This window comes from Xanthomonas translucens pv. undulosa (assembly GCF_017301775.1).
GTDB lineage: Bacteria > Pseudomonadota > Gammaproteobacteria > Xanthomonadales > Xanthomonadaceae > Xanthomonas_A > Xanthomonas_A translucens.
In genome coordinates this window covers 1,540,825-1,566,244 of the sequence record NZ_CP063993.1, presented here as the reverse complement: position 1 = coordinate 1,566,244, position 25,420 = coordinate 1,540,825, and the positions used below count along the sequence as shown (strand labels likewise).

The 25,420-nt window shown below is 68.7% G+C and carries 18 protein-coding genes and 3 pseudogenes; 6 read left to right on the top strand and 15 right to left on the bottom strand.

Going from position 1 to position 25,420, the window contains the following annotated elements; genetic code table 11:
• Nucleotides 1-5 precede the first annotated feature (5 nt).
• The 4 genes from ISN38_RS06615 to ahpC form a co-directional block, all read right to left on the bottom strand.
• Nucleotides 6-800, bottom strand: coding sequence for a hypothetical protein (locus ISN38_RS06615; RefSeq protein WP_206712110.1), 795 nt, complete (start codon nt 798-800; stop codon nt 6-8).
• A 98-nt stretch (nt 801-898) separates the two neighbouring features.
• Nucleotides 899-1,864 carry a LysR substrate-binding domain-containing protein gene (locus ISN38_RS06610; RefSeq protein WP_003472676.1) on the bottom strand — a complete coding sequence of 322 codons (966 nt, stop codon included), beginning with the start codon at nt 1,862-1,864 and terminating at the stop codon, nt 899-901.
• 78 nt (nt 1,865-1,942) lie between these two features.
• Complete coding sequence (ahpF, locus tag ISN38_RS06605) at nt 1,943-3,532, bottom strand: alkyl hydroperoxide reductase subunit F (RefSeq protein WP_003472675.1); 1,590 nt, start codon at nt 3,530-3,532, stop codon at nt 1,943-1,945.
• Nucleotides 3,533-3,733: 201 nt separating this feature from the next.
• Complete coding sequence (gene ahpC, locus ISN38_RS06600; protein WP_003472674.1) at nt 3,734-4,297, bottom strand: alkyl hydroperoxide reductase subunit C; 564 nt, start codon at nt 4,295-4,297, stop codon at nt 3,734-3,736.
• A 214-nt stretch (nt 4,298-4,511) separates the two neighbouring features.
• Here ahpC and prmC point away from each other — a divergent pair, with 214 nt between their 5' ends.
• Both prmC and ISN38_RS06590 read left to right on the top strand, forming a co-directional pair.
• Nucleotides 4,512-5,345, top strand: a complete 834-nt coding sequence (prmC, locus tag ISN38_RS06595) for a peptide chain release factor N(5)-glutamine methyltransferase (protein WP_003472673.1) — start codon at nt 4,512-4,514, stop codon at nt 5,343-5,345.
• An 83-nt stretch (nt 5,346-5,428) separates the two neighbouring features.
• Entirely contained in the window at nt 5,429-5,614 is a 186-nt protein-coding gene (locus tag ISN38_RS06590; RefSeq protein WP_003472671.1) for a hypothetical protein, read from the top strand.
• A 359-nt stretch (nt 5,615-5,973) separates the two neighbouring features.
• Here ISN38_RS06590 and ISN38_RS06585 read toward each other — a convergent pair whose 3' ends face one another.
• The 4 genes from ISN38_RS06585 to ISN38_RS06570 all read right to left on the bottom strand — a co-directional run bounded on the left by ISN38_RS06585 (nt 5,974) and on the right by ISN38_RS06570 (nt 11,426).
• On the bottom strand, nt 5,974-6,150 hold the full coding sequence (locus ISN38_RS06585) for a hypothetical protein (RefSeq protein ID WP_155522284.1): 177 nt from the start codon (nt 6,148-6,150) through the stop codon (nt 5,974-5,976).
• Nucleotides 6,140-6,349, bottom strand: a complete 210-nt coding sequence (locus tag ISN38_RS06580; protein WP_139115995.1) for a hypothetical protein — start codon at nt 6,347-6,349, stop codon at nt 6,140-6,142. The genes ISN38_RS06585 and ISN38_RS06580 overlap by 11 nt, the downstream gene beginning before the upstream one ends.
• Before the next feature lie 60 nt (nt 6,350-6,409).
• Nucleotides 6,410-8,794, bottom strand: a complete 2,385-nt coding sequence (locus ISN38_RS06575; protein WP_003472669.1) for a TonB-dependent receptor plug domain-containing protein — start codon at nt 8,792-8,794, stop codon at nt 6,410-6,412.
• 241 nt (nt 8,795-9,035) lie between these two features.
• Nucleotides 9,036-11,426, bottom strand: coding sequence for a TonB-dependent receptor plug domain-containing protein (locus ISN38_RS06570; protein WP_047324571.1), 2,391 nt, complete (start codon nt 11,424-11,426; stop codon nt 9,036-9,038).
• A 258-nt stretch (nt 11,427-11,684) separates the two neighbouring features.
• Here ISN38_RS06570 and ISN38_RS06565 point away from each other — a divergent pair, with 258 nt between their 5' ends.
• Complete coding sequence (locus ISN38_RS06565) at nt 11,685-13,541, top strand: ABC-F family ATP-binding cassette domain-containing protein (protein WP_003472666.1); 1,857 nt, start codon at nt 11,685-11,687, stop codon at nt 13,539-13,541.
• Between the two features lie 196 nt (nt 13,542-13,737).
• Here the strand turns inward: ISN38_RS06565 and ISN38_RS06560 are convergent, their stop codons facing one another.
• Together ISN38_RS06560 and ampR are read right to left on the bottom strand one after the other, a co-directional pair.
• Nucleotides 13,738-14,028: a hypothetical protein gene (locus ISN38_RS06560; RefSeq protein ID WP_003472664.1), complete on the bottom strand. Its 291-nt coding sequence runs from the start codon at nt 14,026-14,028 to the stop codon at nt 13,738-13,740.
• A 235-nt stretch (nt 14,029-14,263) separates the two neighbouring features.
• A complete protein-coding gene (gene ampR, locus ISN38_RS06555) occupies nt 14,264-15,127 on the bottom strand; it encodes a LysR family transcriptional regulator AmpR (RefSeq protein ID WP_003472662.1) in 864 nt (287 codons plus the stop codon).
• Between the two features lie 98 nt (nt 15,128-15,225).
• Here ampR and bla point away from each other — a divergent pair, with 98 nt between their 5' ends.
• Nucleotides 15,226-16,116, top strand: coding sequence for a class A beta-lactamase (bla, locus tag ISN38_RS06550; protein WP_038239961.1), 891 nt, complete (start codon nt 15,226-15,228; stop codon nt 16,114-16,116).
• Between the two features lie 237 nt (nt 16,117-16,353).
• A pseudogene (locus ISN38_RS06545) lies at nt 16,354-16,749 on the top strand (alpha/beta hydrolase); the annotation flags it as partial.
• Nucleotides 16,750-16,802: 53 nt separating this feature from the next.
• Here the strand turns inward: ISN38_RS06545 and ISN38_RS06540 are convergent.
• Together ISN38_RS06540 and ISN38_RS06535 are read right to left on the bottom strand one after the other, a co-directional pair.
• Nucleotides 16,803-18,956, bottom strand: a complete 2,154-nt coding sequence (locus tag ISN38_RS06540; protein ID WP_058195634.1) for a phosphocholine-specific phospholipase C — start codon at nt 18,954-18,956, stop codon at nt 16,803-16,805.
• An 85-nt stretch (nt 18,957-19,041) separates the two neighbouring features.
• A pseudogene (locus ISN38_RS06535) lies at nt 19,042-20,392 on the bottom strand (TonB-dependent receptor domain-containing protein); the annotation flags it as partial.
• A gap of 66 nt (nt 20,393-20,458) precedes the next feature.
• Between ISN38_RS06535 and ISN38_RS20190 the strand changes: the two are divergent.
• Nucleotides 20,459-20,931 (top strand): annotated as a pseudogene (locus ISN38_RS20190) (hypothetical protein); the annotation flags it as partial.
• Nucleotides 20,932-21,267: 336 nt separating this feature from the next.
• Here the strand turns inward: ISN38_RS20190 and ISN38_RS06520 are convergent.
• The 3 genes from ISN38_RS06520 to hemA are packed head-to-tail and all read right to left on the bottom strand — an operon-like array spanning nt 21,268 to nt 25,373.
• Nucleotides 21,268-22,977, bottom strand: coding sequence for an O-linked N-acetylglucosamine transferase, SPINDLY family protein (locus ISN38_RS06520; protein ID WP_003472862.1), 1,710 nt, complete (start codon nt 22,975-22,977; stop codon nt 21,268-21,270).
• 49 nt (nt 22,978-23,026) lie between these two features.
• On the bottom strand, nt 23,027-24,112 hold the full coding sequence (prfA, locus tag ISN38_RS06515) for a peptide chain release factor 1 (RefSeq protein WP_206712108.1): 1,086 nt from the start codon (nt 24,110-24,112) through the stop codon (nt 23,027-23,029).
• Nucleotides 24,090-25,373 carry a glutamyl-tRNA reductase gene (gene hemA / locus ISN38_RS06510; RefSeq protein WP_206712107.1) on the bottom strand — a complete coding sequence of 428 codons (1,284 nt, stop codon included), beginning with the start codon at nt 25,371-25,373 and terminating at the stop codon, nt 24,090-24,092. Before hemA ends, prfA begins: the two co-directional genes overlap by 23 nt.
• Nucleotides 25,374-25,420 lie beyond the last annotated feature (47 nt).

Sequence of the window (25,420 nt, the reverse complement as noted above, 5' to 3'; positions counted from 1 at the left end):
CGCGCTCAACCAGCAGTGACCTGCGGCTGCGTGGGCAGCAGTTGCTCCAGCACCGCCAGCAGTAGCGGGCCGTCGAACAAGGCGGTGTAGCTGACGCTGACCTTGCTGCCGCCGCGCAACTGGAATTGCAGGCGCGAGGTCCAAGCCGACACGTCCATGCCGACGATGTCGTCGATGCGGATCTCGTTGTCGGCGAAGGCCAGACGCTCGCGGCTCACTTGCACGGTCTCGATCGGGCCGCGGGTGAAACCCTTCATGTTGACTGCGAATTCGCGGCGGATCGCGCCGGCGGTGGTGACCATGCGGAAGCTCAGCGTCTGCCCGGCATCGAGCTTGGCCATCAGCACCGGCACGCGCGCCTGCAGATAACCCTGCATGAAGCGGTCGAGGAACGTGTAGTAGCCGCCGATGTTGCCGTTGGCCGCCTGCCATTGTTCCTGGCCTTCGCGCCGCCAGCCGAGGTTGACCGAGAGGCCGGCACGGTAGAACTGGCAGGTTTCGACGATGTCGCGATAGAGATAGGTGCCGTCGCTGCGCTCGGGAAACTGGCGCACGCCCAGTTCGCCCTGTTCCCAGCCGCCGCGGCGGATCGCCCAGCCCAGCAGGAGCGTCAATACGCCAACCAGGGCAAGGCCGAGCATGATCCATTGCAGCGTCTGCGCCGCGTCCGGCGCGACCTTGTCGCGCACCACGAACAGCAGCACGCCGCAGGCCAGAAGTGCCACGCCGAACAGCATGACCAGGATCGACAGCGTCGCATTGTTGCGATGGCGGCCGAGCACGGTTCCGATAGATGTCATCCGCATTCCTTTACACAAGTAATGACGGGATTGTCGCACCGTGGACTGTAAACCGGGCGTCAGCGTCGCCCGTACGCCTTGCGGCAACGGCGCGGCGCTCACAGCGTCGCCACGCGCGGCAGCGCGGCGGCCACCGGGGCGAGTGCCGTCGGCGTGGCCTTGGCCGACAGCAGTGCCTCGGGCAGCGCTTTGAACAGCGTCGCCAATTGTTCCAGGAAATCGCTCATCGCCGAACTGCGGCGCCATAGCATCGCGATGCGCCGGCTCGGGCCGGAGGCATCGTCGAAGCGCAGCAGATGGATATTGGACGAGTTCGCCACCGGTGGCTGCACCGCCAGCAGGGGCAGCAAGGTCACGCCGACATTGGCGGCCACCATCTGCCGCAGCGTTTCCAGGCTGGTGGCCTGGAATTCGGCCTTTTCCAGCGCGCCTGACAGGTGGCACACGTCCAGCGCCTGCTCGCGCAGGCAATGGCCGTCCTCCAGCAACAGCAGCCGTTGCTGGTGCAGTTCGCTCAGGCTCAACGAATCGCGCTGGGCCAGCGGATGGCCATCCGGTACCGCCAGCACGAACGGTTCCTCGAACAGGAATTCGGTATGCAGTTGCTCATCGTGCAGCGGCAGCGCGAGCAGCGCCGCATCCAGCCGGCCTTCGCGCAATCGGGTCAGCAGCACGTCGCTCTTTTCCTCGATCAGCAGCAGTTCCAGTTGCGGGAAGCGCTCGCGGATGCCCGGGATCACGTGCGGCAGCAGGTACGGGCCCAGCGTCGGGAAGATGCCCAGGCGCACCGTGCCCGCTTCCGGATCCTGGCTGCGCCGCGCCGCTTCCTTCATCTGCTCGATCTCGGCGACGATGCCGCGCGCGCGGCTGGCCGCCTCGCGCCCGGCCGGGGTCAGCATGATCTTGCGCGGTGCGCGCTCGACCAGCGGCACGCCCAGTTCGTCCTCCAGCTTCTTGATCTGCGTTGACAGCGTCGGCTGGCTGACGAAACAGGCCGCCGCGGCACGCCCAAAATGCTTGTGATCGGCCAGCGCCACCAGGTATTTCAGATCACGCAGGTTCATCGGCAAGTTCCTTGGTGGTGCGGCGTTGCTGGGAAACAGCATAGACCCCGCGCCGGCTCGCGGCGCGGGGCAGGCAGGTCAGGCCGCTTCGGCGACCGCGCTGCTGACCGGCGCGCTGCTGCGGATCAGGTGGTCGAACGCGCTCAGCGCCGCCTTGGAGCCTTCGCCCATGGCGATGATGATCTGCTTGTACGGCACCGTGGTGGCATCGCCGGCGGCGAACACGCCGGGCAGCGAGGTCTGGCCACGGTCGTCGACGACGATCTCGCCGCGCGGCGACAGCGCCACGGTGCCCTGCAGCCATTCGGTGTTGGGCAGCAGGCCGATCTGCACGAAGATGCCTTCCAGCGCCAAGCGGTGGACGTCGCCGCCGACGCGGTCCTTGTAGACCAAGCCGGTGACCTTGCTGCCGTCGCCGATCACCTCGGTGCTCTGCGCGTTGACGATGATGTCCACGTTGCCCAGGCTGCGCAGCTTGCGCTGCAGGACTTCGTCGGCGCGCAGCTTGGCGTCGAACTCGACCAGGGTGACATGGCTGACGATGCCGGCCAGGTCGATCGCCGCTTCCACGCCGGAATTGCCGCCGCCGATCACCGCCACGCGCTTGCCCTTGAACAGCGGGCCGTCGCAGTGCGGGCAATAGGCCACGCCCTTGTTGCGGTACTGGTCTTCGCCAGGCACGTTCATCTGCCGCCAGCGCGCGCCGGTGGACAGGATCACGCTGCGGCTCTTCAGCGACGCGCCGTTGGCCAGCTTGATCTCGACCAGGCCGTCGGCGCCGGCCGGGATCAGCTGCTCGGCGCGCTGCAGGTTCATGATGTCCACGTCGTATTGGCGCACGTGCTGCTCCAGCGCCGCGGCCATCTTCGGGCCTTCGGTCTCCTGCACCGAAATGAAGTTCTCGATCGCCATGGTGTCCAGCACCTGGCCGCCGAAGCGCTCGGCCGCCACCCCGGTGCGGATGCCTTTGCGCGCCGCATAGATCGCCGCCGCTGCGCCGGCCGGGCCGCCGCCGATCACCAGCACGTCGAACGGCGCCTTGGCCGCGATATTGGCCGCGTCGCGCTTGGCCGCGCCGGTGTCGAGCTTGGCCACGATCTGCTCCAGGCTCATGCGGCCCTGGTCGAACACGTCGCCGTTGAGGTAGACGGTGGGCACCGACATGATTTGCCGCGCTTCCACCTCGTCCTGGAACAGCGCGCCGTCGATCGCCACGTGCTTGATGTTCGGGTTCAGTACCGCGGCCAGGTTCAGCGCCTGCACCACGTCCGGGCAGTTCTGGCAGGACAGCGAGAAGTAGGTTTCGAACACGTAGTCGCCGGGCAGGTTGCGCACCTGCTCGATGACCTCGGCGGTGGCCTTGGACGGATGCCCGCCGACCTGCAGCAGCGCCAGCACCAGCGAGGTGAACTCGTGACCCAGTGGCAGCCCGGCGAAGCGCAGGTGGATATCATGGCCGGGGCTGCTCAGCGCGAACGACGGCGTGCGCTCGGCGCTGTCGCGATGCACGTCCAGGCTGATCTGGTCCGATAGCAGCACCAGGTCCTCGAGCAAGTCGAGCATCTCGCGCGACTTGGCGCCGTCGTCCACCGACGCGGTGATGTGGATGGGCCGAACGACCCGCTCCAGGTAAGCCTTCAACTGGGTTTTCAGATCGGCATCCAACATGGCGGACTCCTGACGATGGGCAAAGCGCGGGGAAGGCGTTGCTGCCGCATGGGCAGATCGCCGTAAGAATTGGGAGGAGGGGTGAACCGCAGCCGGCGCGCGCTGCCGGCGGCTGGCGTGAAGCGGGCGTAGCGACCGCGACGCGGGCTGCGGTTCACCCCCACCCCCGCCGAAGCGGCGGAGATGGGAGTGGGGCGCGGCTTAGATCTTGCCGACCAGGTCCAGCGACGGCTTCAGGGTCTTTTCGCCTTCCTTCCACTTGGCCGGGCACACTTCGCCCGGATGCGCGGCGACGAACTGCGCGGCCTTGAGCTTGCGCAGGGTCTCGGTGACGTCGCGGGCGATCGCGTTGTCGTGGATTTCCAGTGTCTTGATCACGCCTTCCGGGTTGATCACGAAGGTGCCGCGCAGGGCCAGGCCTTCCTCGTCGATGTGCACGCCGAATGCGCGGGTCAGCTGGTGGGTCGGGTCGCCGACCAGGGCGAACTGCGCCTTGCCGACGGCCGGCGAGGTCTCATGCCACACCTTGTGCGAGAAATGGGTGTCGGTGGTGACGATGTAGACCTCGGCGCCGATCTTCTGGAACTCGGCGTAGTTGTCGGCGGCGTCTTCCACTTCGGTGGGGCAGTTGAAGGTGAAGGCGGCCGGCATGAAGATCAGCACCGACCACTTGCCCTTCAGGTCCGCGTCGGTGACTTCGATGAATTCGCCGTTCTTGTAAGCGTTGGCCTTGAACGGCGGGACCTGGGTGTTGATCAAAGACATGGAGTTTCCTCGTGGTTGCGAAGGGGAACGGGGGATAGAACGAGGCTCATGATAGGAGGGGTTGATAGATATCTCAAATCGATTGATGGAATTGAATAGATAGTTTTGGCCTATCGCTATTCAAGCCTGGTTCTTTGCTGCGCTGCGGGGGAGCACGCAGTGCCAACGTTCTACCACGTTGGCTTTTCCGCACCGCTGCGGCATCGTGACGCCGATGAACGCCCCCACCCCCGAGTCCCTGCTGCGCGCGGCTAGCTCGCAGATCGACCGTGCCGATGCCGAAGCCTTGCTGATCCACGCCCTGCGGCGCGACCGCGCCTGGCTGTTCGCGCACGCCCGCGATCCGTTGCCTGCCGATGCTGCCGAGTGCTTCGGCGCCCTGCTGGCACGGCGCGCGCAGGGCGAGCCGGTGGCTTACCTGACGGGCCGCCGCGGCTTCTGGACGCTGGACCTTGCGGTCGGCCCGGCCACGCTGATCCCGCGCGCGGACACCGAGCGCTTGGTGGAGCTGGCATTGGAGCGGCTGGACACGCTGCCGGGCCGCCGCGTCGCCGACCTGGGCACCGGCAGTGGCGCGATCGCGCTGGCGCTGGCCAGCGAACGGCCGCAGGCGCAGGTGTTGGCCACCGACCTGAGCGAAGCGGCGCTGGCGGTGGCGCAAGCCAATGCACGCACGCACGGCCTGCACAACGTCCGCTTCGCCCAAGGCCCCTGGCTGGCGCCGCTGGCCGGGCAGCGCTTCGACCTGATCGCCAGCAACCCGCCCTACATCGCCGCTGGCGACCCCCACCTGGCACAGGGCGATCTGCGCTACGAACCGGCCAGCGCACTGGCGTCCGGCGCCGACGGGCTGGACGACATCCAGGTGATCGCCGCCAGCGCATCGGCGCATTTGCAGCCGGGCGGCTGGCTGCTGCTGGAGCATGGCTGGGAGCAGGGCGCGACGGTGCGCGCGCTGCTGGCCGATGCCGGCTTCGATGCCGTGGCGACCCACCAAGACCTGGAAGTGCGCGACCGGGTCACGCTGGGGCGCTGGCCGGTCATTTGATTCGGTCGCGATGCTGACTCGCCTGTCGTGTCTCGACGTGTGGATGTGCTACCCCGTCCCTGCGCGAGGGCATCGAACGCAACGTGCCGGTGCAGTGGGCCGAACACGGCCTGCTCTACGGGGCCGGCTTCGCCCGTGCCACCGGCCGTGCCGCGTACGACCTGGACGAACGCCTGGCGTCGGCGGTGCGCGTGGCCGGCGCCGATGGCGCCGCCGTCATGCCCCAGGCGTCGCTGTCCGGGCTTGTGGCGGGACATGGCCACCGCTGACCATGCCCTCATCGGCGCCACGGGCACGTCGAGCAGTGGCGGCATGGGGCCTGTGACTTAATATCGCAGGCGCAGGCTGGAGACTTGGCGAAACGATAAGGCGAGGGAGCGCGCGATGAGCGACGGCACGAACGATCACTGCGACAATCCCGATCGCCCCCGCCCCCGCCCCCGCACACGCACACGCACACGCACACGCACACGCACACGCACGGTGCGCGATCCGCATCACGATGCGCAGTTGCTGCGCGATGTGGCCATCATCAATGCCGCATCAAGTTAGTGGGGCATGATGCGCAGATGGCATTGCCAGAGCACGTCATCCAGGTGCAGAACGAGAAGGACGTAAACCGGTTGAGCTAAGCACGCTGGGTGTCCGCGCCTCGGCGGATGTGGTGCAGCAGGCCGCACCACTGCAAGAGACGGTGCAGCAGGCACAAGCGCTCAATCAACAGCGCCAGCAGCAGCTGGCGCTGGAGGCGCAGCAGCGGCAGCAGGAAGGGCCTGGCGGCAGGGGCGGGCCGGTCATGGGCCAAGCCTTGCTTCCATCCATGAGCAGGTGTCGCCGTGGTTGCGCGTGCACGCGGCAAGCGCCAAGAAGGAAACGGACAGAGACGTCCACGCCCGAGCGACGATGCGGCCCGGCAGCGACAGCCAGTGCAATTGCCAGCCATGCCGGCGAATCAAGACGTGCAGCCACTGGGATGGATGCACGCCAGAGAGGTCGCCGGTCATGTGCGAAATCCTCCCCCGCGAACGGGGGAGGAGGTCAACCCACAGTGTCTTACGCCGCGATCACCAGCGGTAGTTGATCCGCCCATACACGTAGGCGCCGTTGAAACCATACGGCGAGTAGTTGCTGTAGGGCAGCACGCCGTAGGTGGCGTTGATCAGGTTGGCGGTCTTGTCCGGATACTGGTCCAGCAGATTGTCCGCGCCCAGGGTCAGGGTCCAGTTGTCGCTGGGCTTGAAGCTGGCCGAGGCATCCACCACCCAGCTTGCGGCGTAGGTCTGGTCGCGGGCGGCGCTGGCCGAGTTGCGCACGGTGAAATCGCCGTAGCGGGTGGCGGCCAGGTTGAGGTCCCAGTGCTGCAGCTTCCATGTGCCGCTGAGGATGATCTTGTCCTTCGGGAAGCTGTCCTCCAGGCGCCCGATCTCGTCGCGGCCCAGGATGGTCTGGGTCGAGCCGATGTCCGCCAGCGCCTGCGGCTGTTCGACCGCATGGGTGATCTCGGTCTTGCTGTAGCCGTAGCTGGCGGTGAGGTCCAGCGAACTGGCCGCGAACGGGATCGTGTAGGTGCCGACCAGGTCGACGCCGCGGGTGCGGGTGTCGGCCGCATTGCTGAAGTAGCGCACGCTGGTGACGTTGGAATAGCCCAGGCTGCGCAACTGCGCCAGCACCGCGGCGTCGTTGAGGTTGGAGGACAGCAGGATGCGGTCGTCGATCTTGATCTGGTACGCGTCCAGGGTCAGGTACAGGCGCTCGACCGGCTGCAGCACCAGGCCCAGGCTGTAGGACAGCGAGGTCTCCGCCTTCAGCGGCGCGGCGCCCAGCGCCTGGGCCACGGCGCTGTCCACCGGGAACGTGCCCGATTCGAAGAAGTTGGCGTTGATGTAGCTGCTGGTCACCGCCTGGTATTGCTGCTGCGCCAGCGACGGGGCGCGGAAGCCGCTGGCCACGGTGCCGCGCAGTGCCAGCTTGTCGGTGAACGCGTAGCGCGCCGACAGCTTGCCCGAGCTCTTGCTGCCGAAGTCCGAGTAGTCCTCGTAGCGCCCGGTGAGGCCGGCGGAGAACTTGTCGGTGAAGTCGGCTTCCAGCCCGGCATAGACGGCGTAGTTGTGCCGGTCCGCATGCACGGCGTTGGCCGGCGAGAAGCCGGCGAAGCCCTGCGCGCCGCCGGTGGTGCCGGTGTAGGAGGCCGCTTCGCCCGGCGACTGGTTCCACTTCTCCTGGCGGTATTCGGCGCCGAAGGACAGCGTCACCGGATAGGCCAGGCCCCAGTCCAGCGACTGGGTGAAGTCTGCGTTGACGATGTTCTGGGTGTACTCCAGCGCGCCGTCGTAGAAGCTGCTTGGGCTGTCGGTGCCTAGGCTGTAGTTGATGCTGTTGCGGGTGTTGAAGCCGATCTTGTTGTAGCCGTAGTTGTAGCTCACGTCCCAGCCGAAACCGCCGTCGGTGCTGCCCTTGAGCCCGGCCACCAGTGAGCGGTCCTTGGAGGACTGCCCGATCTGCGGCACGTAGCCGTCGGGATAGGTCTGCGCCAGCAATGCGCTCTGCCCGTTGTGGTTGCGCGAGCGGTAGAACGCGAACGAGGTGATGTCGCGGTTGCCGGCGATGGCGGTGGCGTAGCCGGTGACGTGGTCGCTGAAACGGAACTCGCCGTTGGCCGCGACCGCGGTCGCATCGACCTGCGGGTCGCCGTAGACGAAGGTGGTCTCGCCGATCCCCGGATAGTTGCCGGTGTTCGGTGCGCTGCCCTGGTACGGGCCGGCGCGGTTGGTGGCGTCCTGCTGGCTGATCTGCCCGGCCACGTGCAGGTTGCCACGGCCGTCGCCGAAGCCGATCCCGGTGTCGCCGGAGAGCTGCGACTTGGCGCCGTCGCCGGCCGAGTACTGGCCGTGGTCGATCGCCAGGCTGCCGCCGCTGCCCGAACCCTTCAGCACGATGTTGATGACCCCGGCGATGGCGTCGGAGCCGTACTGCGCCGAGGCGCCGTCGCGCAGCACTTCCACGCGCTCGATCGCCGCGATCGGGATCGCATTGATGTCCACCGCGGAGGCGCCGCGGCCGATGCTGCCGTTGACGTTGATCTGCGCGGAGGTGTGGCGGCGCTTGCCGTTGACCAGTACCAGCACCTGGTCCGGCGACAGCCCGCGCAACTGCGCCGGGCGGATGCCGCTGGTGCCGTCGGTCAACGCCGGACGCGGGAAGTTCAGCGAGGGCAGCACGCGCGACAGCGCGGTGGCCAGTTCGGAGGTGCCGGTGGATTGCAGCGCTTCGCTGCTGATGATGTCGATCGGCGATTGCGACTCGGCCACGGTGCGGTCGCTGACCCGGGTGCCGGTGACGATGACGGTGTCGAGGGTGCTCGGGGTGTCGGTGCTGGACTGGGCCAGGACCGGAGGAGCGGCGAGGGCGGAGAGCACGGCGCTCGCCAACAGGGACAACGGACGGTTCATGGAAACTCCAGCAGATGCCGAAATGGCAGACGGGGCCGTCGCTGCGCGATGTCCGCCACGCGGGCCTGACCCCCAGGGATCGTTATTATTCTTTAACAATCGCGCCGCGGCGCAGCATGTCTCGGCATTTTTTTATGCTTTTCGGTTCTAAGCGGCAGGGTAGCCGGCGCCAATGGCACAGACCGCCCCCGCGCTGCGGCGGGGGTGGTCTGTGCCGGGTGCGGCAGTGGCGGCTGTGTCGTTAGAAGCGGTAGCTCACCCGGCCGAACCAGTAGCGGCCGTTGAAGCCGAACGGCGACAGCGACGAGTACTGCAGGCCGTTGGAGCGATCCTCGTAGACGTTGTTCAGCGCCGACCGGGTCGGGTACTGGTTCGTCAGGTTGTCCACGCCCACGCTGAAGGTGAGGTCGCGCCAGGTGTAGCTGGTGGACACGTTCAACAGCCAGCGCGCGGCGAAGGTCTGGTCCTGGCTGCCGTCGTCCTCGTTGCCGCGTCGGGTGACCGCGCCGTAGCGGGTGGCGTCGCCGCGCACGCTCCAGCCGGCGCGGTCCCATTCGGCGCTGAGCACGTACTTGGTACGCGGGGTAGCGTCGGTCAGCAGCCCCTGGCTGGCGCGCCGGAAATTGGGATCGGAGATTTCCAGGATCTCGGTCTTGTTGTAGTTGGCGCTGAGGCTCAGGTTGAGCTTGCCGTCCTGGTCGAGATCGAGCAGGTAGCTGCTCACCCAGTCGATGCCGCGGGTGCGGGTGGTGGCGCCGTTGACGAAGAACTGCACCGCGGTGACCTGGCCGATCGGCTCGGCCAGCGACAGCTGGTCCGAATACAGGATCTGATCCCAGATGCGGATCTGGTACAGGTCCAGGGTGGAACTGAACGCGGTGCCCGCCTGCCATACCGCACCGAGGCTGTAGTTGCTGGACTTTTCCGGGGTCAGCGGTTTGGCGCCCAGCGCGATGGCCACCGGGTCGGAGGTGCGGTAGGTGCCGATCTGGCTCAGTTGCCCGTTCTGCAGCAGGGTCACCACCGAGGCGTAGTTCTGCTGTGCTAGCGAGGGCGCGCGGAAGCCGTTGGAGACGGTGCCGCGCAGGGCGAAGGCGTCGTTGAGCTGGTAGCGCGCGGACAGTTTGCCGGAGCGGGTGGAGCCGGCGTCGCTGTAGTCCTCGTAGCGCGCGGCCAGGCCGCCGGAGAGTTTCTCGGTCAGGTCGGTCTCCAGGTCGGCATAGACCGCATTGCTGTGCCGCTGGAAGTCCCCGGCCACCGCTGGCGTCAGGCCCGGGAACACCTGCGAACCGCCCGGGTAGGCGCTGCCGGTGTCCGGGTTGATCGTGGTCGGGTCGAAGAAGTAGGAGTTCGGCGAGCCGGCGCTGACGGCGTACTTGTCCTGCCGGTATTCGGCGCCGAAGGCGAGGTTGACCGGATAGGCCAGGCCCCAGTCGAAGGACTTGCTGAAGTCCGCATTGAGCGCACCCTGCCGGTTGCGGAAGCCGCCGGCATTGAAGCGGGTGGGCGAGGCGCCGGTGGTCCGGTACAGATTGGTGTTGATGGTGTTGAGCAGGTTGAAGGTCACGTCGTTCTCGCCGTAGTCGGCAGAGACGTCCCAGTTCCAGCCGCTGTCGGTGCTGCCCTTGAGGCCGAGCACCGCGGCGCGGTCGTTGGACGGGTTGTAGATCTGCGGCAGGAAGCCGTTGGGGTAGATCTCTTGCACGTTGCGGTCGCTGTTGTCCCAGGCCCGGTAGTAGCCGTTGGACACCGCCTCGCGGCGGCTGAAGTTGGTGTAGCCGTACAGGTCGATGCCCGGGGTCAGCGCGTAGCCGAAGCTGAGCAGGCCCTGGTAGGTCTTGACCGCGGGGTCGCCGTAGCGCTGGTACGGAATACCGCCGGGATTGTCGGCGCCGGCCAGGGTGGTGGCCTTGTCGGTGTTCTCGGCGCGGTTGGTGTTCATTGCGTTCTGGTAGTTCCAGGACAGCCGCGCCCAGCCGGGCGCTTCGCCGTCGTTGGCGCCGCCGAAGGCCAGCCCGTACGAGCCATCCACGCCGTTCTGCGCGCCGTCGCCCTTGTCCATGATGCCGCCGTTGACCGAGACGCTGTTGCTGCCGGGCTTGGCGCCGTGCTTGAGTACGATGTTGACCACCCCGGCGATGGCATCGGAGCCGTACTGCGCGGAGGCGCCGTCGCGCAGCACCTCGATGCGCGCGATCGCCGACATCGGGATCGAGTTCAGGTCCGCCGGCGCCGAGCCGCGGCCGACCACGGGGTTGTAGTTGACCAGTGAGGTGGTGTGATAGCGCTTGCCGTCCACCAGCACCAGCACCGCGTCGGGCGACAGGCCGCGCAGGGTCGCCGGGCGCAGCGCATCGTTGCCGTCGTTGATCGCCGGGCGCGGGAAGTTCAGCGACGGCAGCAGCTTGCCCAGGGCGCTGCCCAGGTCGCTGGCGCCGGTCGCCTGCAGCGATTCGGGGGCGATGATATCGATCGGCGATTGCGACTCGGCCACCGTGCGGTCGGCGATGCGGGTGCCGGTGACGATGACGTTGTCCAGGGTCTTGGGCGCCTGGTCTTGCTGGGCGAAGCTGGTGCCGGAGGCGAGGGCGAGCAGGATGGCGCTGGCCAGGGGGAGGGGGCGGTTCTTCATCGGTAAGGAGACTCCATTGGCTGAGGCTGGGGGAGGGAGCGCGTGTTGCGGCGCAGCGATAAGTCCGAGTGATTGAAATATGTTTTTAACCAAGGTGTGTATACAAAATCGGCCAGAAACCGTGTTGGGGTGCCGGGTTGGATCAAATACGAAGTCCTGTTTTCGTATGCGAAGCGATGCCGCGATCCTGGGACGGGGTGGGCCATCCGGGACGAAGCGGATACACTGCCGGTTCGAACGTCGAGTGTCCCCCTTCCCGTGATTTCCCTCAGAAACTTCGCCATGCGCCGCGGCGAGCGGCTGCTGTTGTCCAACGTCGATCTGACCCTGCATGCCGGCTACCGCGTTGGCGTGGTCGGGCGCAACGGCACCGGCAAGTCCAGCCTGTTTGCGGCGATCCGCGGCGAGCTGGAGGCGGACAAGGGCGATGTGGAACTGCCCGGCAAGCTGCGCACCGCCAGCGTCGCCCAGGAAACCCCGTCGCTGCCGGACCCGGCGCTGGACTTCGTGCTCGGCGGCGACACCGAGGTGGCCGCGGCGCTGCAGGCCGAGGCCGCCGCGCTGGCCGCAGAGGACTGGGAGGCGGTGGCCGCGGCGCATGTGCGCCTGGAAGAGGTCGGCGGCTACGACGGCACCGCGCGCGCCGGCAAGCTGCTGCACGGCCTGGGCTTCCCGGCGGCGACCCATTCGCGCCCGGTCAAGGACTTCTCCGGCGGCTGGAGGGTGCGGCTGAACCTGGCGCGGGCGCTGATGATGCCCTCGGACCTGCTGCTGCTCGACGAGCCGACCAACCACTTGGACATGGACGCGGTGCTGTGGCTGGAGCAGTGGCTGCTGAAGTACCCGGGCACGCTGCTGCTGATCAGCCACGACCGCGAATTCCTCGACAACGTCGCCACCCACACCCTGCACCTGCACGGCGGCGGCGCCAAGCTGTACGTCGGCGGCTATACCGATTTCGAGCGCCAGCGCACCGAGCAGCTGCGCCAGCAGCAGATCGCGCACGAGAAGGAGCAGGCCGAGCGCGCCCACCTGCAGAGCTTCATCGACCGCTTCAAAGCCCAGGCCAGCAAGGCCAGCCAGGCGCAGAGCCGGATGAAGCGGCTGGCGAAGATGGCCGGCACCGAGGCGGTGCGCGCCGAGCGCGAGTTCCGCATCGAGTTCGCGCAGCCCAACCGCCTGCCGCATTCGCTGATCCGGCTCAACCATGCCGACTGCGGCTACGGCAGCGAGGTGATCCTGCGCCAGGCCGGGTTCGGCCTGGAGGCGGGCGACCGCATCGGCCTGCTCGGCCCCAACGGCGCCGGCAAGTCGACCCTGGTCAAGAGCCTGGTCGGCGAGATCCCGCTGCTCAGCGGCGAGCGCAGCGCGCATCCGGACCTGCGCATCGGCTACTTCGCCCAGCACACGGTGGAGTCGCTGCACGAAGGGCAGTCGCCGATCGACCATTTCCGCGAGATTTCGCCGGACGCGTCGATCCAGGCGTTCCGCGATTTCCTCGGCAAGTGGAATTTCCCCGGTGACCGCGCATTCGAAGTGGTGGACGGCTTCTCCGGCGGCGAGCGCGCGCGCCTGGCACTGTCGTTGATCGCCTGGCAGCAGCCCAACGTGCTGTTGCTCGACGAGCCGACCAACCACCTGGACCTGGAGATGCGCGAGGCGCTGGCCGAAGCGTTGAGCGATTTCGAGGGCGCGATCGTGATGGTCTCGCACGACCGCCACCTGATCGGTCTGGTCTGCGACACCTTCTGGCGCGTGGCCGATGGCGTGGTCGAGCCGTTCGCCGGCGACCTGGACGACTACGCGGCATGGCTGCGCAGCCGTCCGGCCGCGCAGGGCACCAAGCAGAAGATGGCCGAGGTCGCGCCGACCCCGCCGCCGCCGGTCAAGCCGCTACCGGCGAAGAAGCCGCCGAACCCGCACAAGCTGACCGCCGCCGAAAAGCGCGTCGGCGATCTGGAAGCGGCACTGGCCGAGCTCGACCGCCAGCTCGCCGATCCCAGGCACTACGCCGACGCGGAGAAGATGGCGGTGCTGGGCCGTGATCGCGAAGCCATCGCGCAGCAGCTGGCGCAGGCCGAGCAGGCGTGGATGGAGTTGATCGAAGGCGCGTAAGCGGCGTGCGCGTTGCGGCGGCGCAACGTACGCGGCTGCATGCGTACGCTGGCGCCGTTAAGCTGTGGCGCGACGCAAGCAAAGCAGGGCGGCCACCATGATCAGCGGCATCATCAGCCCGGATGACCACCTAGCCGCGCAGCGCCAGCGCCCACTTCGCGCGTGCCGGCACCGTGTCGGCGTGCGCCGGACTTGCTCAGGCGGCGGCGCTGGCCACCACCAGCAGGCCGCCGGCGATGGCGGCCCAGTCTAGCGGCGTACGCGAGCGCAGGCCGCGCAGCGACGGGCGTGCCGTCGGCGTCGGCCGCAAGCCGGCCTTGATCCCCATCAAGGCCAATCCGGCCGCGCTCAGCGCCCAGTGCCATTCGCTCGCGCCGCTGCGCAGGAAATAGGCCAGGTGCAATACGCACAGACAGGCCAGCGCGGCGGCCAGGATGATGTCGCGCGAAACCAAGGTCGGACGAGCGGCCATGACGAAACGGTTCATTGCGTGTTATCCCCAGGAACGTGATCGCCTTTCCCTGGCGCACATTACGACTGCGAACATGATCATAGTTCGGCGTTCTAGCGGCCGCCAAGCGGCAGTGCACAAATTCTTCACCTGACTGTGGTGTCCGGTCGCGCCTGCTGCCGGAGTGCGCTCGTGGGGCTGTGGCGTGTCCGGCTCGATCATGCAGGCCGGCGTCGACAGCGCGACTAGCCGATGCGTCGCGCACCGCCTGTCATTGCTCGGCCAGCAGCCATTCGCGCAGGCGGCGGCCGGCCTCGCTTTCCGCGCGCGAGCGCAGCCGGGTGAGCCAGTAGCGGCCGGCGTCGATGCGGGTCGGGAACGGCGCCAGCAGGCGTCCGGCGTCCAGGTCCTGGGCGAACAGGCGCAGCGGCAGCAAGGCCACGCCGGCGCCCGCCGCCGCGGCGCTGGCCAGGGTCAGCGACGAATCGCAGATCGGCCCGCTGGCGACCACTTCCGGCGCGCCGGCCGCCTGCAGCCAGCGCGCCCATTCGTCCAGCCGGTAGGAGCGCAGCAGCGGCACGCCGCCCAGGTCGGCCGGCACGCGCAACGACCGTGCCAGCGCCGGTGCGCACACCGGCGCGAACGGCGCGTCCAGGATCGGCGTGGCGCACTGCCCCTGCCAGTCGCCGTCGCCGAAGCGGATCGCCAGGTCCAGGCCTTCGCCGGCCAGATCGACCCGGTTGTTGTGGGTGTGCACGCGCAGTTCGATGTCCGCATGCGCGGCGTGGAAGGCGTCCAGCCGCGGCAGCAGCCAGCCCACCGCGAAGGTGCCGACCACGCCGATGCTCAGCGTCTCGCGGTAGTGGCCGCCGGAAAAGCGCTGCAGGGTGGCGGCGATGCGGTCGAAGGCCTCGGTCAGTACCGGGTGCAGGCGCTGGCCTTCGTCGGTCAGGGCCACGCCGCGCGGCAGGCGCTGGAACAGGACCACGCCCAGGCGCGCTTCCAGTTGCTTGATCTGGTGGCTGAGCGCGGCCTGGGTCACGCACAGCTCGGCGGCGGCGCGGGTCAGGTTCTGGTGCCGCGCGGCGGCTTCGAAGGCGCGCAGGGCGTTCAACGGCAGCTGCGGGCGGATCATCGTGCGCCATTAGTTATTTTCATGATTGCGATTGAATAACCTCGCTGGTGGGCCGCGGTCAAGCTGCGCATGATCGGCTCTTCCGACGGAGGTGGACGATGCTGGACAGACGACGATTCCTGCAGGGCATGGGGCTGGCGGCGGCCGCGCTGGCGGTGGCGGCGGTGGAGGCGAAAGTGCCGAAAACCCAGGCGCCGACGCTGGCGCAGCGGCTGGCCGGGATCGAACGGCGCACCGGTGGGCGGCTCGGTGTGACCCTGCTCGACGGCAGCGGCGCAGTGCTCGGCGGGCAGCGCCAGGACGAGCGCTTCCCGATGTGCAGCACCTTCAAATTTGTATTGGCCGCCGCGGTGCTGCAGCGGGTCGACCGCGGCGAACTGAGCCTGCAACGACCGGTGCAGATCCGCGCCGTGGACATGCTGTCGCATGCGCCGGTCACCGAGCGCCATGTCGGCGGCGCGCTGAGCGTGGCCGAATTGTGCCGGGCGACGATGATCTTCAGCGACAACCCGGCGGCCAATCTGCTGTTCCCGCTGGTCGGCGACCCGCCGGGGCTGACCCGCTTCCTGCGCGAACTCGGCGATCCGGTGACCCGCAGCGACCGCCACGAGCCGGAGATGAACCGCTTCGCCGCGGGCGACCCGCGCGATACCACCACCCCGGCGGCGATGGCCGCGACCCTGCGCACGCTCCTGCTCGGCGACGTATTGCGGCCTGCCTCGCGACAATGCCTGAGCGAGTGGATGATCGACAACCGCACCGGCGATGCGTGCCTGCGCGCCGGGCTGCCGCGCAGTTGGAAGATCGGCGACAAGACCGGCAGCAACGGCACCGACACCCGCAACGACATCGCCATCGTATGGCCGCCGGGCCGGCGCACGCCGCTGCTGCTGACCGCCTATCTCAATGGCGCCAAGGTCGACGAGGCCGCCCGCGATGCGGCGCTGAAGGCGGTGGCGGTGGCGGTGCGCGAGACGCTGGCGGATTGAGTGCGGGCGCCGCTGCTGGTTGGCGGCAGCACCCATCCCCGGCGTAGCGTGGCCACCGCGCCTGCATTGCGAATCACCAGATCCGGGCGCCGGCGCATGCGCCGCCGCACCTGCGAGTGAACGCCTCGTGTTTTTGCATAGCGCATGCGTTTCTCCCTCTTGCTTCTTCCCTCTTCGCCATCCACTGGAGCACCACGATGCGCAACCCGTTCCTTTCCAGCAGTGCAGCCGCCGCACACCTATCCGGCGGTGGACGCTGCCGATGCGCAAAGTTGCCGCCCCGACTTCGCCATCGCCGTCTATCCCGGTCATCTGTGGGCGCACGAGGATGAGGACCGTGCCAAGCGCGATCCGACCCGCCTGGACCTGCGCCCGGACATCCGCGTCAGCGCCGACACGCCGCCGACCTTCCTGCTGCAGGCCGAGGACGACAAGGTGGATAGAGTGACGCAGTCGCTGGCGTACTACGTCGCGCTGCAGCGGGCCGGCGTGCCGGTGGAAATGCATCTGTATGCGCAAGGCGGCCATGCCTTCGGGCTGCGCGCGGGCACGCTGCCGATCGCGCAGTGGCCGCAGCTGGTGGAAACCTGGTTGGGGAACATCGGCATGCTGGAGACGGACGGCGCACGCTGAGCGTCGTCGCGGCTGTGGCACGCAGTCGTTGCGCTACGCGAAAACCGTAGCGCTCAACCTAGCGGGCCCAGCGCGCCGATCGCGATTGGGTCGTCCTGGTACAGCCGCGCCGGCCCGCCCATCGCCGGATCGCTGACCCCGGGCTTGCCGGTTTCCACGCGCCCGGCCAGGCGCTGGCGCGCGCCGTCCTGGAGCAGCCACAGGTCGTACCAGCCGCCGCTCGGCGCCGCGCTCCAACTGCGCCGCTGTTCGGCGCCCGGCGCCAGCGTCACGCTGGCGTGCGGTTGCGCCTGCGTATAAGCGCCGGGGCGCAGTTCCACCCGCAGCGTGCTGTTGCCTGGGTTGCGCAGCAGCAGGCACAGCGCCTGCGGATCGTGCGCGTCCTGGGCGATCTCGGCCTGCAGCGGCGCCGCGTCCAGGTCGCCGCGGTAATGGCGGTGGAAGCCGTTGGGGCCGAGCAGCCACAGGTCGTAACGGCCGTCGTAGGTGGTCCAGGTGGCGTCCAGTGTGGCGTCGGCGCCGAGCGTGTAGCGCCGCGGAATCGCCGCCAGGTCGTAGCGGTCGTAGACGTGCAGCACCGTGGCCGCGCCGGCATTGCCCATCCGCAGCTGCACTTCGCCGCGCGCGTCCACGTGCTGCAGTTGTACCGTCGGGCGATACGGCAAGGCGCGCGCGCGGCGCACGCCGAACGCTTGCCGCGGCGCTTGCACGGTGTCCGGCAGCGGCGGCCGCGCGAGCTCGCGCAGGGCGGCCGCGCGCGCGGCCGTGGCGCTGACGTCGGGCAGCGCGGCGAAGAACGGGCGCGTATCGGCCTGGCGGAAATCGAAGGCATCCACCAGATCGCCGCAGACTGCGCGGCGCCACGGCGTCAGCCCGCGCGCGGCGACGCCGAAGCGGCGTTCCAGCAGGCGCAGCACCGAGGTGTGGTCGTAGACCTGCGAATCGATCCAGCCGCCGCGGCTCCACGGCGAGATCACATACATCGGCACCCGCGGACCCAGCCCGTAGGGCCGGCCGCGCAGCTCGGGCGAATCTGCCTTCTCGTCGCCCGGCGCCGGGTGCAGGTGGTATTCGCCGTCGGTGTTCACGGTCGAGGCGCCGGCCCAGCCGCCGGCCGAGGCCGGGTCGGGCGAGGGCGGTGCCGGCGGCGGCACGTGGTCGAAGAAGCCGTCGTTCTCGTCGAACATCAGCAGCAGCGCGGTGCGCGACCACACCTGCGGATCGGCGGTCAACGCATCCAGCACGCGCGCGGTGTAGGCCGCGCCCTGCGCGGGGCTGGACGGATTGGGATGCTCGCTGCCGGCGGCGTCGGCGATGATGTAACTCACCGCCGGCAGCCGCGCGCCAAGTACGTCCTGGCGCAGCTGCGCCAGCGTGCGCGTGCCGACCCCGCGTTCGCGCAGCTGCGGATCGTGCCCGGGTGCGCCGCGCCAGGCAGCGCGGAACGGGGCGAAGCCGGCCAGCGGGTTGTCGGTGAAGTTGTCGGCCATGTCCTGGTAGATCTGCCAGGACACGCCGGCCTGCTGCAGCGCTTCCACGTAGCTGGGCCAGTGGTAGTCGTCGGCATGCCCGCCCAGTTCGGGGAAATTGTCGTGCGAGTTGGCGATCACCGGCCCGCCGGCGCGCGCCTGCGGATCGTTCTGCCCGGTCCACAGGAACACGCGGTTGGGGTTGGTGCCGGCCTGGATTGCGCAGTGGTAGGCGTCGCACAGGGTGAAGGCCTCGGCCAGCGCGAACTGGAACGGCAGGTCGTCGCGCTCGTAGTGAGCCAGCGCGTGGTCGTGCTTGGCCGCGGCCCAGCGGCCCATGCGGCCGTGGTCCCAGGCCTGCTGCGCGTTGGTCCAGGTGTGTGGAGTGCCCTGCACGCGCATCGTGCGGAAGTCGCGCGCTGTCTGCAGCGGGAACGGGGTCAGCAGGCGGCTGCCGTCCTCGCTGGGTTGCAGCCACACGTTGCGCGGGGCGATGCCGGGCAACGGCGGCGCCGGGATCGGGAAGCGGTCGCCGAAGCCGCGCGCGCCGGCGAAGCTGCCGAAGTAATGGTCGAAGGCGCGGTTCTCCTGCATCAGGATCACCACGTGCTGCAGATCCTGCAGGGTGCCGCTGCGCACGTCGGGGGCGATCGCGGCAGCGCGGGCAATGCTGGGCGGCAACAGTGCGGCGCCGGCGACGCCGGCCTGGAGCAGGCGACGGCGGGAAAGATCGGTCATGGCGTGGGCATCGGCAGGTCGGGACGAAAAGAACTCGCCAGCGTCACCAGGCCGCCGGCAAGGGCGCAGCATGCGGGCTGCGCGATTACATATCCAGCGTCAGTGTCAGCCCGACCGTGCGCGGTGCGGCGATGAACGCGCTGTCGCTGCCGTCCACGCCTTCCAGGTAGCGCTTGCCGAGGTAGCGCCCGGAGATGCCGAACGCCCAGGCCTGGCCCTGCCAGTCGGCCGAGGCCACCAGCGTGTTGCGTGGCTGTCTGATCACCTGCGAGCCTGGGGTGATCTCCAGTGCCGTGTCGCGGTCGGTGCCGCCGCTGCCCAGGTAGGTCGCCTTGTTGAAGGTGTAGGCGCCGTTGACCCGCGTAGCCCAGCGCCGCTTCCACGCCGCGCGCATGCACGCCGCCGAAGTTCTCGTAGACGCCGTCGCTCTCGCCGAGGTAGTCGATGCCGCTGACGAAGGTTTTCGGCACGTAGAGAATGCGGTTGTCGAAGCGGATGTCGTACACGGTGACGCTGCCGGTCAGCGGCCAGCGGCTCATGCGCAGGCCCAGTTCGATGTTGTCGGCGGTCTCCGGCTTGACCAGGCTCAGCGCCACCGGATCGATCTCGCCGAGCACGCCAGAGGGGATCGCGGCGAAGTTCTGCGAGTAGCCGGCGAAGGCTTCCAGGCCCTGCACCGGGGTGGTCCAGGTCAGGCAGGCAGAGAACAGCGGATCGGAATGCGAATCCGATTCGGCGTGTTCGCTGTCGCCGATGCGGCGGTCGCGGGTCTGGTCGACGAAGAACTGCTTGACCCCCATACGCCAGGCGAAGTTGCCGTAGCGCATCACGTCTTCCACGTCGTACATGCGCTCGTCGGTGTCGTAGTTGTCCTTGAACTGCAGCCAGTACGGCACATGGTCGAAGGCGATGTTGCTGCCGACGTTGAGCAACCGGTGCCAGTCGCGGGTGACGCTGCGCTGGTATTTTTCCAGCCACACACCGCTGCGCACGGTGTTGTCGATCGCGCCCAGGTCGGTGCGCCATTCGGCATCGGCGGTGACGCCGGCGCGGTGGTTGTCGTAATGGCTATGGCGGTAGGACTGCACCGCTTGCGAACCGGCCGGATCGCAGGCCGGGTCCGACTCGGCCGGCAGCGTCGCGCTGCCGCTGCAGCCGGCCAGCATCGTCGCCGCTGCACCGGTCGGGGTGACGAAATAGATCTCGCCCAGGTCGCTGCCGCCGTACACGGTGCGTCCGCCGGTGTATTCGGATTCGGGCTTGCCGCTGCCGTCGTTGGTCATGTCCACCAGGTATGGCGGGATCCAGTCGCCGCGGCCTTGCATGCGATGCGCGTAGCCAGCCAGCGTGTTGCGAGCATGCGCAACCGTCGTCCCGCCGCTGATGATCGTCCTGTATCGGCTGATCCGTTGCGCGGTGGCCGTCCGGCCCTGTCGATCCGGTTGATGGCTGGGCTGCTCTACCTCAAGCACGCCTACGCCCTGTCCGACGAGGCGGTGTGTGCGCTGCAGTTCAAGCGGATGCGGCGTGTGCTGCGCCGACAGCGCAGGCTACTGGGCCGGGTGATCCGGGACATCGGGCGCAAACGGCAGACGCTGGAAGACACCGCCCAGCAACAGAGGCGGGGGTGGGTGGAACGGGCCGAACGGCTCTGGCGCCAGCGGCGCAAGGACAAGCGGTATGCCGTGCATGCTCCGGAGGTGGAGTGCATCGGCAAGGGCAAGGCACGCAGGCCGTATGAGTTCGCAGTGAAGGTCGGCATGGCGGTGACGGCGAAGAAAGGCAGGAGCACCGCCTGGACCGCTGGTTGCTCAAGGGCGCGCAAGACGATGCGTTGAACGCCATCGGCGCGGCTGCCGGCGACAACCTGCGCTGGCTGATGCGTTGGATCGCGTTTTTGCGTGCTTGGCTCCGAGCCAGCGTGCTCGCGCCGATGGCGAAATCCACCGCAGTCGTTGCGGCGTTCATCTGCTGACGGGGATTCTTCAGGGCCGACTAAATACGTCAGCGAAAGCCCTGGCATGGTTGTGGCAGAGATGTTGCGAAAATGGCGAGTCGCGCCGATGACGTTGCGCATCCGTAATCGGCGGATTTTTCGTTCGCCATGAACGCGTGCTTGACCATTTTCACCTGTTGCAAGCCTGCGATGCGGTGGGGGCGCGCCGGCATGTGCCGGGTAGATCGCGCTGCCCGGCGGTCGCGCAGGCGCTGCGTGAATCGTGCAACGGGTGCTCGCATTGCGCGTCGTGGAAACACACGGGTCCGATGCCGGCGGATGGTTGCGTTCTCGGAATCTCCGGGGCTGCCAAGGTCAGCCTGCGTTCTGCCATCCGCGTTCATGTGCCAGTCCCCGCAGCAGCGCGGCGAAGTCTGCTGCGAAACCTTGCATGTCGAACAGGCCGGTGCTGGCGCGGCGCTGTTGCAACGTATCGCGCAGTGCGCGCAGCGCCGCCGGATCGCGGCCCAACTGTACCGCCTTGGCGACGAAGGCGTCGTCGTCGGCGACGTTCATCGCGTCCATGCCCAGGTGATGGTTGAGGCTGCCGGCCACGCGTGCGGCGAAGGTCGTGCCGGGGCAGGTCAGTAGCGGGCAGCCGGCCCACAGTGCATCGGAGGCGGTGGTGTGCGCGTTGTACGGATGCGTGTCCAGGAACAGGTCGGCATGCCGGTAGCGGGCCAGGTAGTCGGCATGCGCCAGTTTGGGCATGAAGCGCAGCCGCGCCGGATCCACATCGGCACGGCGCGCGGCATCGTGCAGCCGTGCATCGGCCTGGCCTGGGCCGGACAGCAGCCACAGCACGCTGCCCTGGACCTGGCGCAGCACCGCCAGCATCCGCGTCATGCTGCGCGGGGTCAGCTTGTAGCTGTTGTTAAAGCAGCAGAACACGGTGCCGTGTTCGGGTAACCCGCAGTCGCGGCGCGCTGGCGGCGCCGCGATGCGGCGGCTGTCGTCCGAGGGCTGGAACGCGCGCGGCAGGCGCAGCACGCGCTCGCTGTAATGTGCGGCCAGCGCCTCGGGCAGCGCGAACGCATCGCCGATCACATAGTCGATCCAGGGCGCGCCGGACGTGCCGGGGTAGGCCAGCCAGTTGATCTGCAGCGGTGCCGGACGCAGTGCCAGCACTTCCGGTGCGCCGCCGCCGCCCCAGCCGCGCAGGTCGAACAGGAGGTCGATGCCGGCATCGCGAATGCCTTGCGCGATCGCCCGGTGCGGCTGTCCGGCCACGTCGTGCCAGGCATGCGCCGCGGCGCGCAGGCGCGCACCGATCGCGCTGCCGTCGTCGCGGTTCAATGCGAAAAGCTGCACCTGCAGGTCGGCATGCGCGCGCAGCCGTTCGAACAAGGCCACGGTCAGCAGCCCGGTGGGATGCGCGCCGAAGCCGTTGGACAGGAAACCGATCTGCAAGGGGCCGGCGCGGCGCAGCGTCGCGGCCGGCAAGGGCGTCAGCGTCTGCGCCAGGGCAAGCGCACGGTTGCGTGCGCAGTGCAGCTGTTCGGCGGCGGTGGCGTCCTCATTGAGGAAGGCGAACGGTTCGATCGCCGGATGGCCCTGGCGCACCGCGCCGCGGACCTGCTGCGACAGCGCGTCCAGCGCACGCCAATCGCACAGTTTGCGTCGCCAGTTCAGCAGGTGCGCGGCGATCGACGGTTCCTGCGGCAGCAGCGCATGCGCATGCGCATAGGCCTGCGCGGCGGCTTCGGCCTCGCCGTTGTCTTCCAGCGCATGGCCCAGCCACAGGGCGATGCCCGGATGCTGCGGCGCGTGCTGCAGCGCCTGGCGCAATGCGGCGGTGGCCTCGGCATGGCGGCCCTGGCTCCAGCGCACGCGGCCCAGCCGCGCCAGGGCTTCCGGATGCGCCGGGCGCAGCTGCAATGCGCGCACTGCGGCCTGTTCGCCGGCGGCGATCGCGCCGGCGCCGAGCTCGGCATCGGCCAGCATCACCCAGGCGATGAAGTCCTGCGGGTCGCGGCGCACCGCGTCCTGCAGCTGGCGCAGCTCGTCCAGCGCGCTGCCGCTCACGTGCGGGCGGCGGCCGGCGCGTGCGCAGCGGCGCGGTGCACGCGCCGGCTCATGGGCTGTCGCTCAGCCGCGCCAGTTCGTCCACCTGGTGCTCATGGCTCAGGCGCTGGATCAGCGCGTCGAGATCGCCTTCGATCACGTTCGACAGGTCGTACAGGGTCAGGCCTTCGACCCGGTGGTCGGTGATGCGGCCCTGCGGGAAGCTGTAGGTGCGGATGCGCTGGCTGCGGTCGCCGCTGCCGACCTGCAGCTTGCGGTCCTGCGCTTCGGCCGCGGCCTGCTTGCTGCGCTCGGCGTCGAGCAGCTGCGCCTTCAGCCGCTTCATCGCCTTGTCGCGGTTGGCGTGCTGGCTGCGCTCGGTCTGGCATTCGACCACCACCCCGCTCGGCACATGGGTGATGCGGATCGCCGATTCGGTCTTGTTGACGTGCTGGCCGCCGGCGCCGGAGGAGCGGAACGTGTCCACCTTCAGGTCGGCCGGATTGATCGCGATCTCTTCCACATCGTCGGCCTCGGGGATGATTGCCACCGTCGCCGCCGAGGTGTGGATGCGGCCCTGCGATTCGGTCGCCGGCACCCGCTGCACGCGGTGCGTGCCGGATTCGAATTTGAGCTTGGAATAGGCGCCGCGGCCGACGATGCGCGCCACGATCTCCTTGTAGCCGCCGTGCTCGCCGGGGCTGTCCGACTCCACCTCCACCTTCCAGCCCTGGCGTTCGGCGTAGCGCGCGTACATCCGGAACAGGTCGCCAGCGAAGATCGCCGCCTCGTCGCCGCCGGTGCCGGCGCGCACTTCCAGGAACAGGTTGCCGTCGTCGCGCGGATCGCGCGGCACCAGCAGCAGCGCCAGCTGTTCGTCCAGCGCGAGCAGCCGCGCGTGGGCGGCGGCGATTTCCTCCTCGGCCAGTTCGCGCAGTTCCGGATCGGCGCGCATCGTCTCGGCCGCGGCCAGGTCGGCCTTGGCCGCGGCCTCGTCGGCCAGCGCGGCGGCGACCGGCTCCAACTGCGCGAATTCGCGAGAGTAATCGCGGAAGCGCGCGTTGTCGCTCACCACCTCGGGATCGGACAGCAGGCGTTCGAGTTCTTCGCGACGCTCGGCCAGCGCCTCCAGCTTACGGCGCAGGGTCGGTGTCATCGGTCTTCAGAATGGGATGGAAATAGCCCGGCTTTTCCGGGAATAGGCGCTCGGCTGCGCGGGCCAGCTCGGCATCGCCGCGCAGTGCCGCCTCGCGCAGCGCCGCGGTGGGCGGATGCAGCAGGCGGTTGGTCAGGGTGTTGGCGAGGAATTCCAGCACCTCGTCGGCCGGCTTGCCGTTGGCCAGTTGCTGCCGCGCCTTGGCCAGCACGTCGTCGCGGGTGCTGTCGCCGTGCGCGCGCAGGCGCTTGAGCGACGCCTGGCGGGTGCTGGCCTGCAGCGTCTCGATGTAGCGCAACACCTGCAGGTCGATGATCGCGTCGGCCGCCTCGGCCGCTTCGCGGCGGCCGCGGCGATTGTCCTCGACCGCGCGTTCCAGGTCGTCCACGGTGTACAGATAGGCATCGGCCAGCTCGGCCACGCCGGCCTCGATGTCGCGCGGCACCGCCAGGTCGAACAGCAGCATCGGCTTGTGCTTGCGCGCGCGCAGCGCCTGCTCGACCTGCGCCCGGGTCACCACCGGTTCGCGCGCGGCGGTGGCCGAGAACACCACGTCGGCTTCCTGCAGGTGCCGTTCCAGCTCGCTCAGCGGAAGCGCCACGCCGCCATGCCGGCTGGCCAGCTCCTGAGCGTGGGCGAGGGTGCGGTTGGCGATCAGCAGGCGCCGCACGCGGCCTTCGCTCAGGTGCCTGGCGGCCAGTTCGATGGTCTCGCCGGCACCGACCAGCAGCACCGTCGATTCGCTGAGCCGGGCGAAGGAATTCTGCGCCAGGCGCACCGCGGTGGAGGCCACCGACACCGGATTGGCACCGACCCGGGTATCGGTGCGCGCGCGCTTGGCCACCGAGAAGGTCTGCTGGAACAGCCGGTCCAGGCGGTTGCCCATCGCTCCGTGTGCGCGCGCCAGCGCCCAGGCATCTTTCACCTGGCCGAGGATCTGCGGCTCGCCCAGCACCATCGAGTCCAGCCCGGTGGCGACGCGGAACAGATGCCGCACCGCGTCGGCGTCCTGGTGCTGGTACAGGTAGCCGTGCAGGCCGGCCGCGTGCGAATCCAGCCAGTCGGCCAGGCTCTGCGCGTCGTCGGCGATCGCGTACAGCTCGGTGCGGTTGCAGGTGGACAGCAAGGCGGCCTCGGCGACGTTGGGCAAGGCGCGCAGCGACTGCAACGCGCGCGGTAGAGCATCGCCGGCGAACGCCACCCGTTCGCGCAGGTCGACCGGCGCGGTCTGGTGGTTCAATCCGAGCACCCACAACGTCATCTGTTCAGTTGCTTGCGATAAGCTGCTGGCCATTCAGGGCCCCATTT

Coding starts and splice junctions, on each gene's coding strand:
- ISN38_RS06615 (WP_206712110.1), bottom strand. CDS start 800: ATGACATCTATCGGAACCGTGCTCGGCCGCCATCGCAACAATGCGACG.
- ISN38_RS06610 (WP_003472676.1), bottom strand. CDS start 1,864: ATGAACCTGCGTGATCTGAAATACCTGGTGGCGCTGGCCGATCACAAG.
- ahpF (WP_003472675.1), bottom strand. CDS start 3,532: ATGTTGGATGCCGATCTGAAAACCCAGTTGAAGGCTTACCTGGAGCGG.
- ahpC (WP_003472674.1), bottom strand. CDS start 4,297: ATGTCTTTGATCAACACCCAGGTCCCGCCGTTCAAGGCCAACGCTTAC.
- prmC (WP_003472673.1), top strand. CDS start 4,512: ATGAACGCCCCCACCCCCGAGTCCCTGCTGCGCGCGGCTAGCTCGCAG.
- ISN38_RS06580 (WP_139115995.1), bottom strand. CDS start 6,349: ATGACCGGCGACCTCTCTGGCGTGCATCCATCCCAGTGGCTGCACGTC.
- ISN38_RS06575 (WP_003472669.1), bottom strand. CDS start 8,794: ATGAACCGTCCGTTGTCCCTGTTGGCGAGCGCCGTGCTCTCCGCCCTC.
- ISN38_RS06570 (WP_047324571.1), bottom strand. CDS start 11,426: ATGAAGAACCGCCCCCTCCCCCTGGCCAGCGCCATCCTGCTCGCCCTC.
- ISN38_RS06560 (WP_003472664.1), bottom strand. CDS start 14,028: ATGAACCGTTTCGTCATGGCCGCTCGTCCGACCTTGGTTTCGCGCGAC.
- ampR (WP_003472662.1), bottom strand. CDS start 15,127: ATGATCCGCCCGCAGCTGCCGTTGAACGCCCTGCGCGCCTTCGAAGCC.
- bla (WP_038239961.1), top strand. CDS start 15,226: ATGCTGGACAGACGACGATTCCTGCAGGGCATGGGGCTGGCGGCGGCC.
- ISN38_RS06540 (WP_058195634.1), bottom strand. CDS start 18,956: ATGACCGATCTTTCCCGCCGTCGCCTGCTCCAGGCCGGCGTCGCCGGC.
- prfA (WP_206712108.1), bottom strand. CDS start 24,112: ATGACACCGACCCTGCGCCGTAAGCTGGAGGCGCTGGCCGAGCGTCGC.
- hemA (WP_206712107.1), bottom strand. CDS start 25,373: ATGACGTTGTGGGTGCTCGGATTGAACCACCAGACCGCGCCGGTCGAC.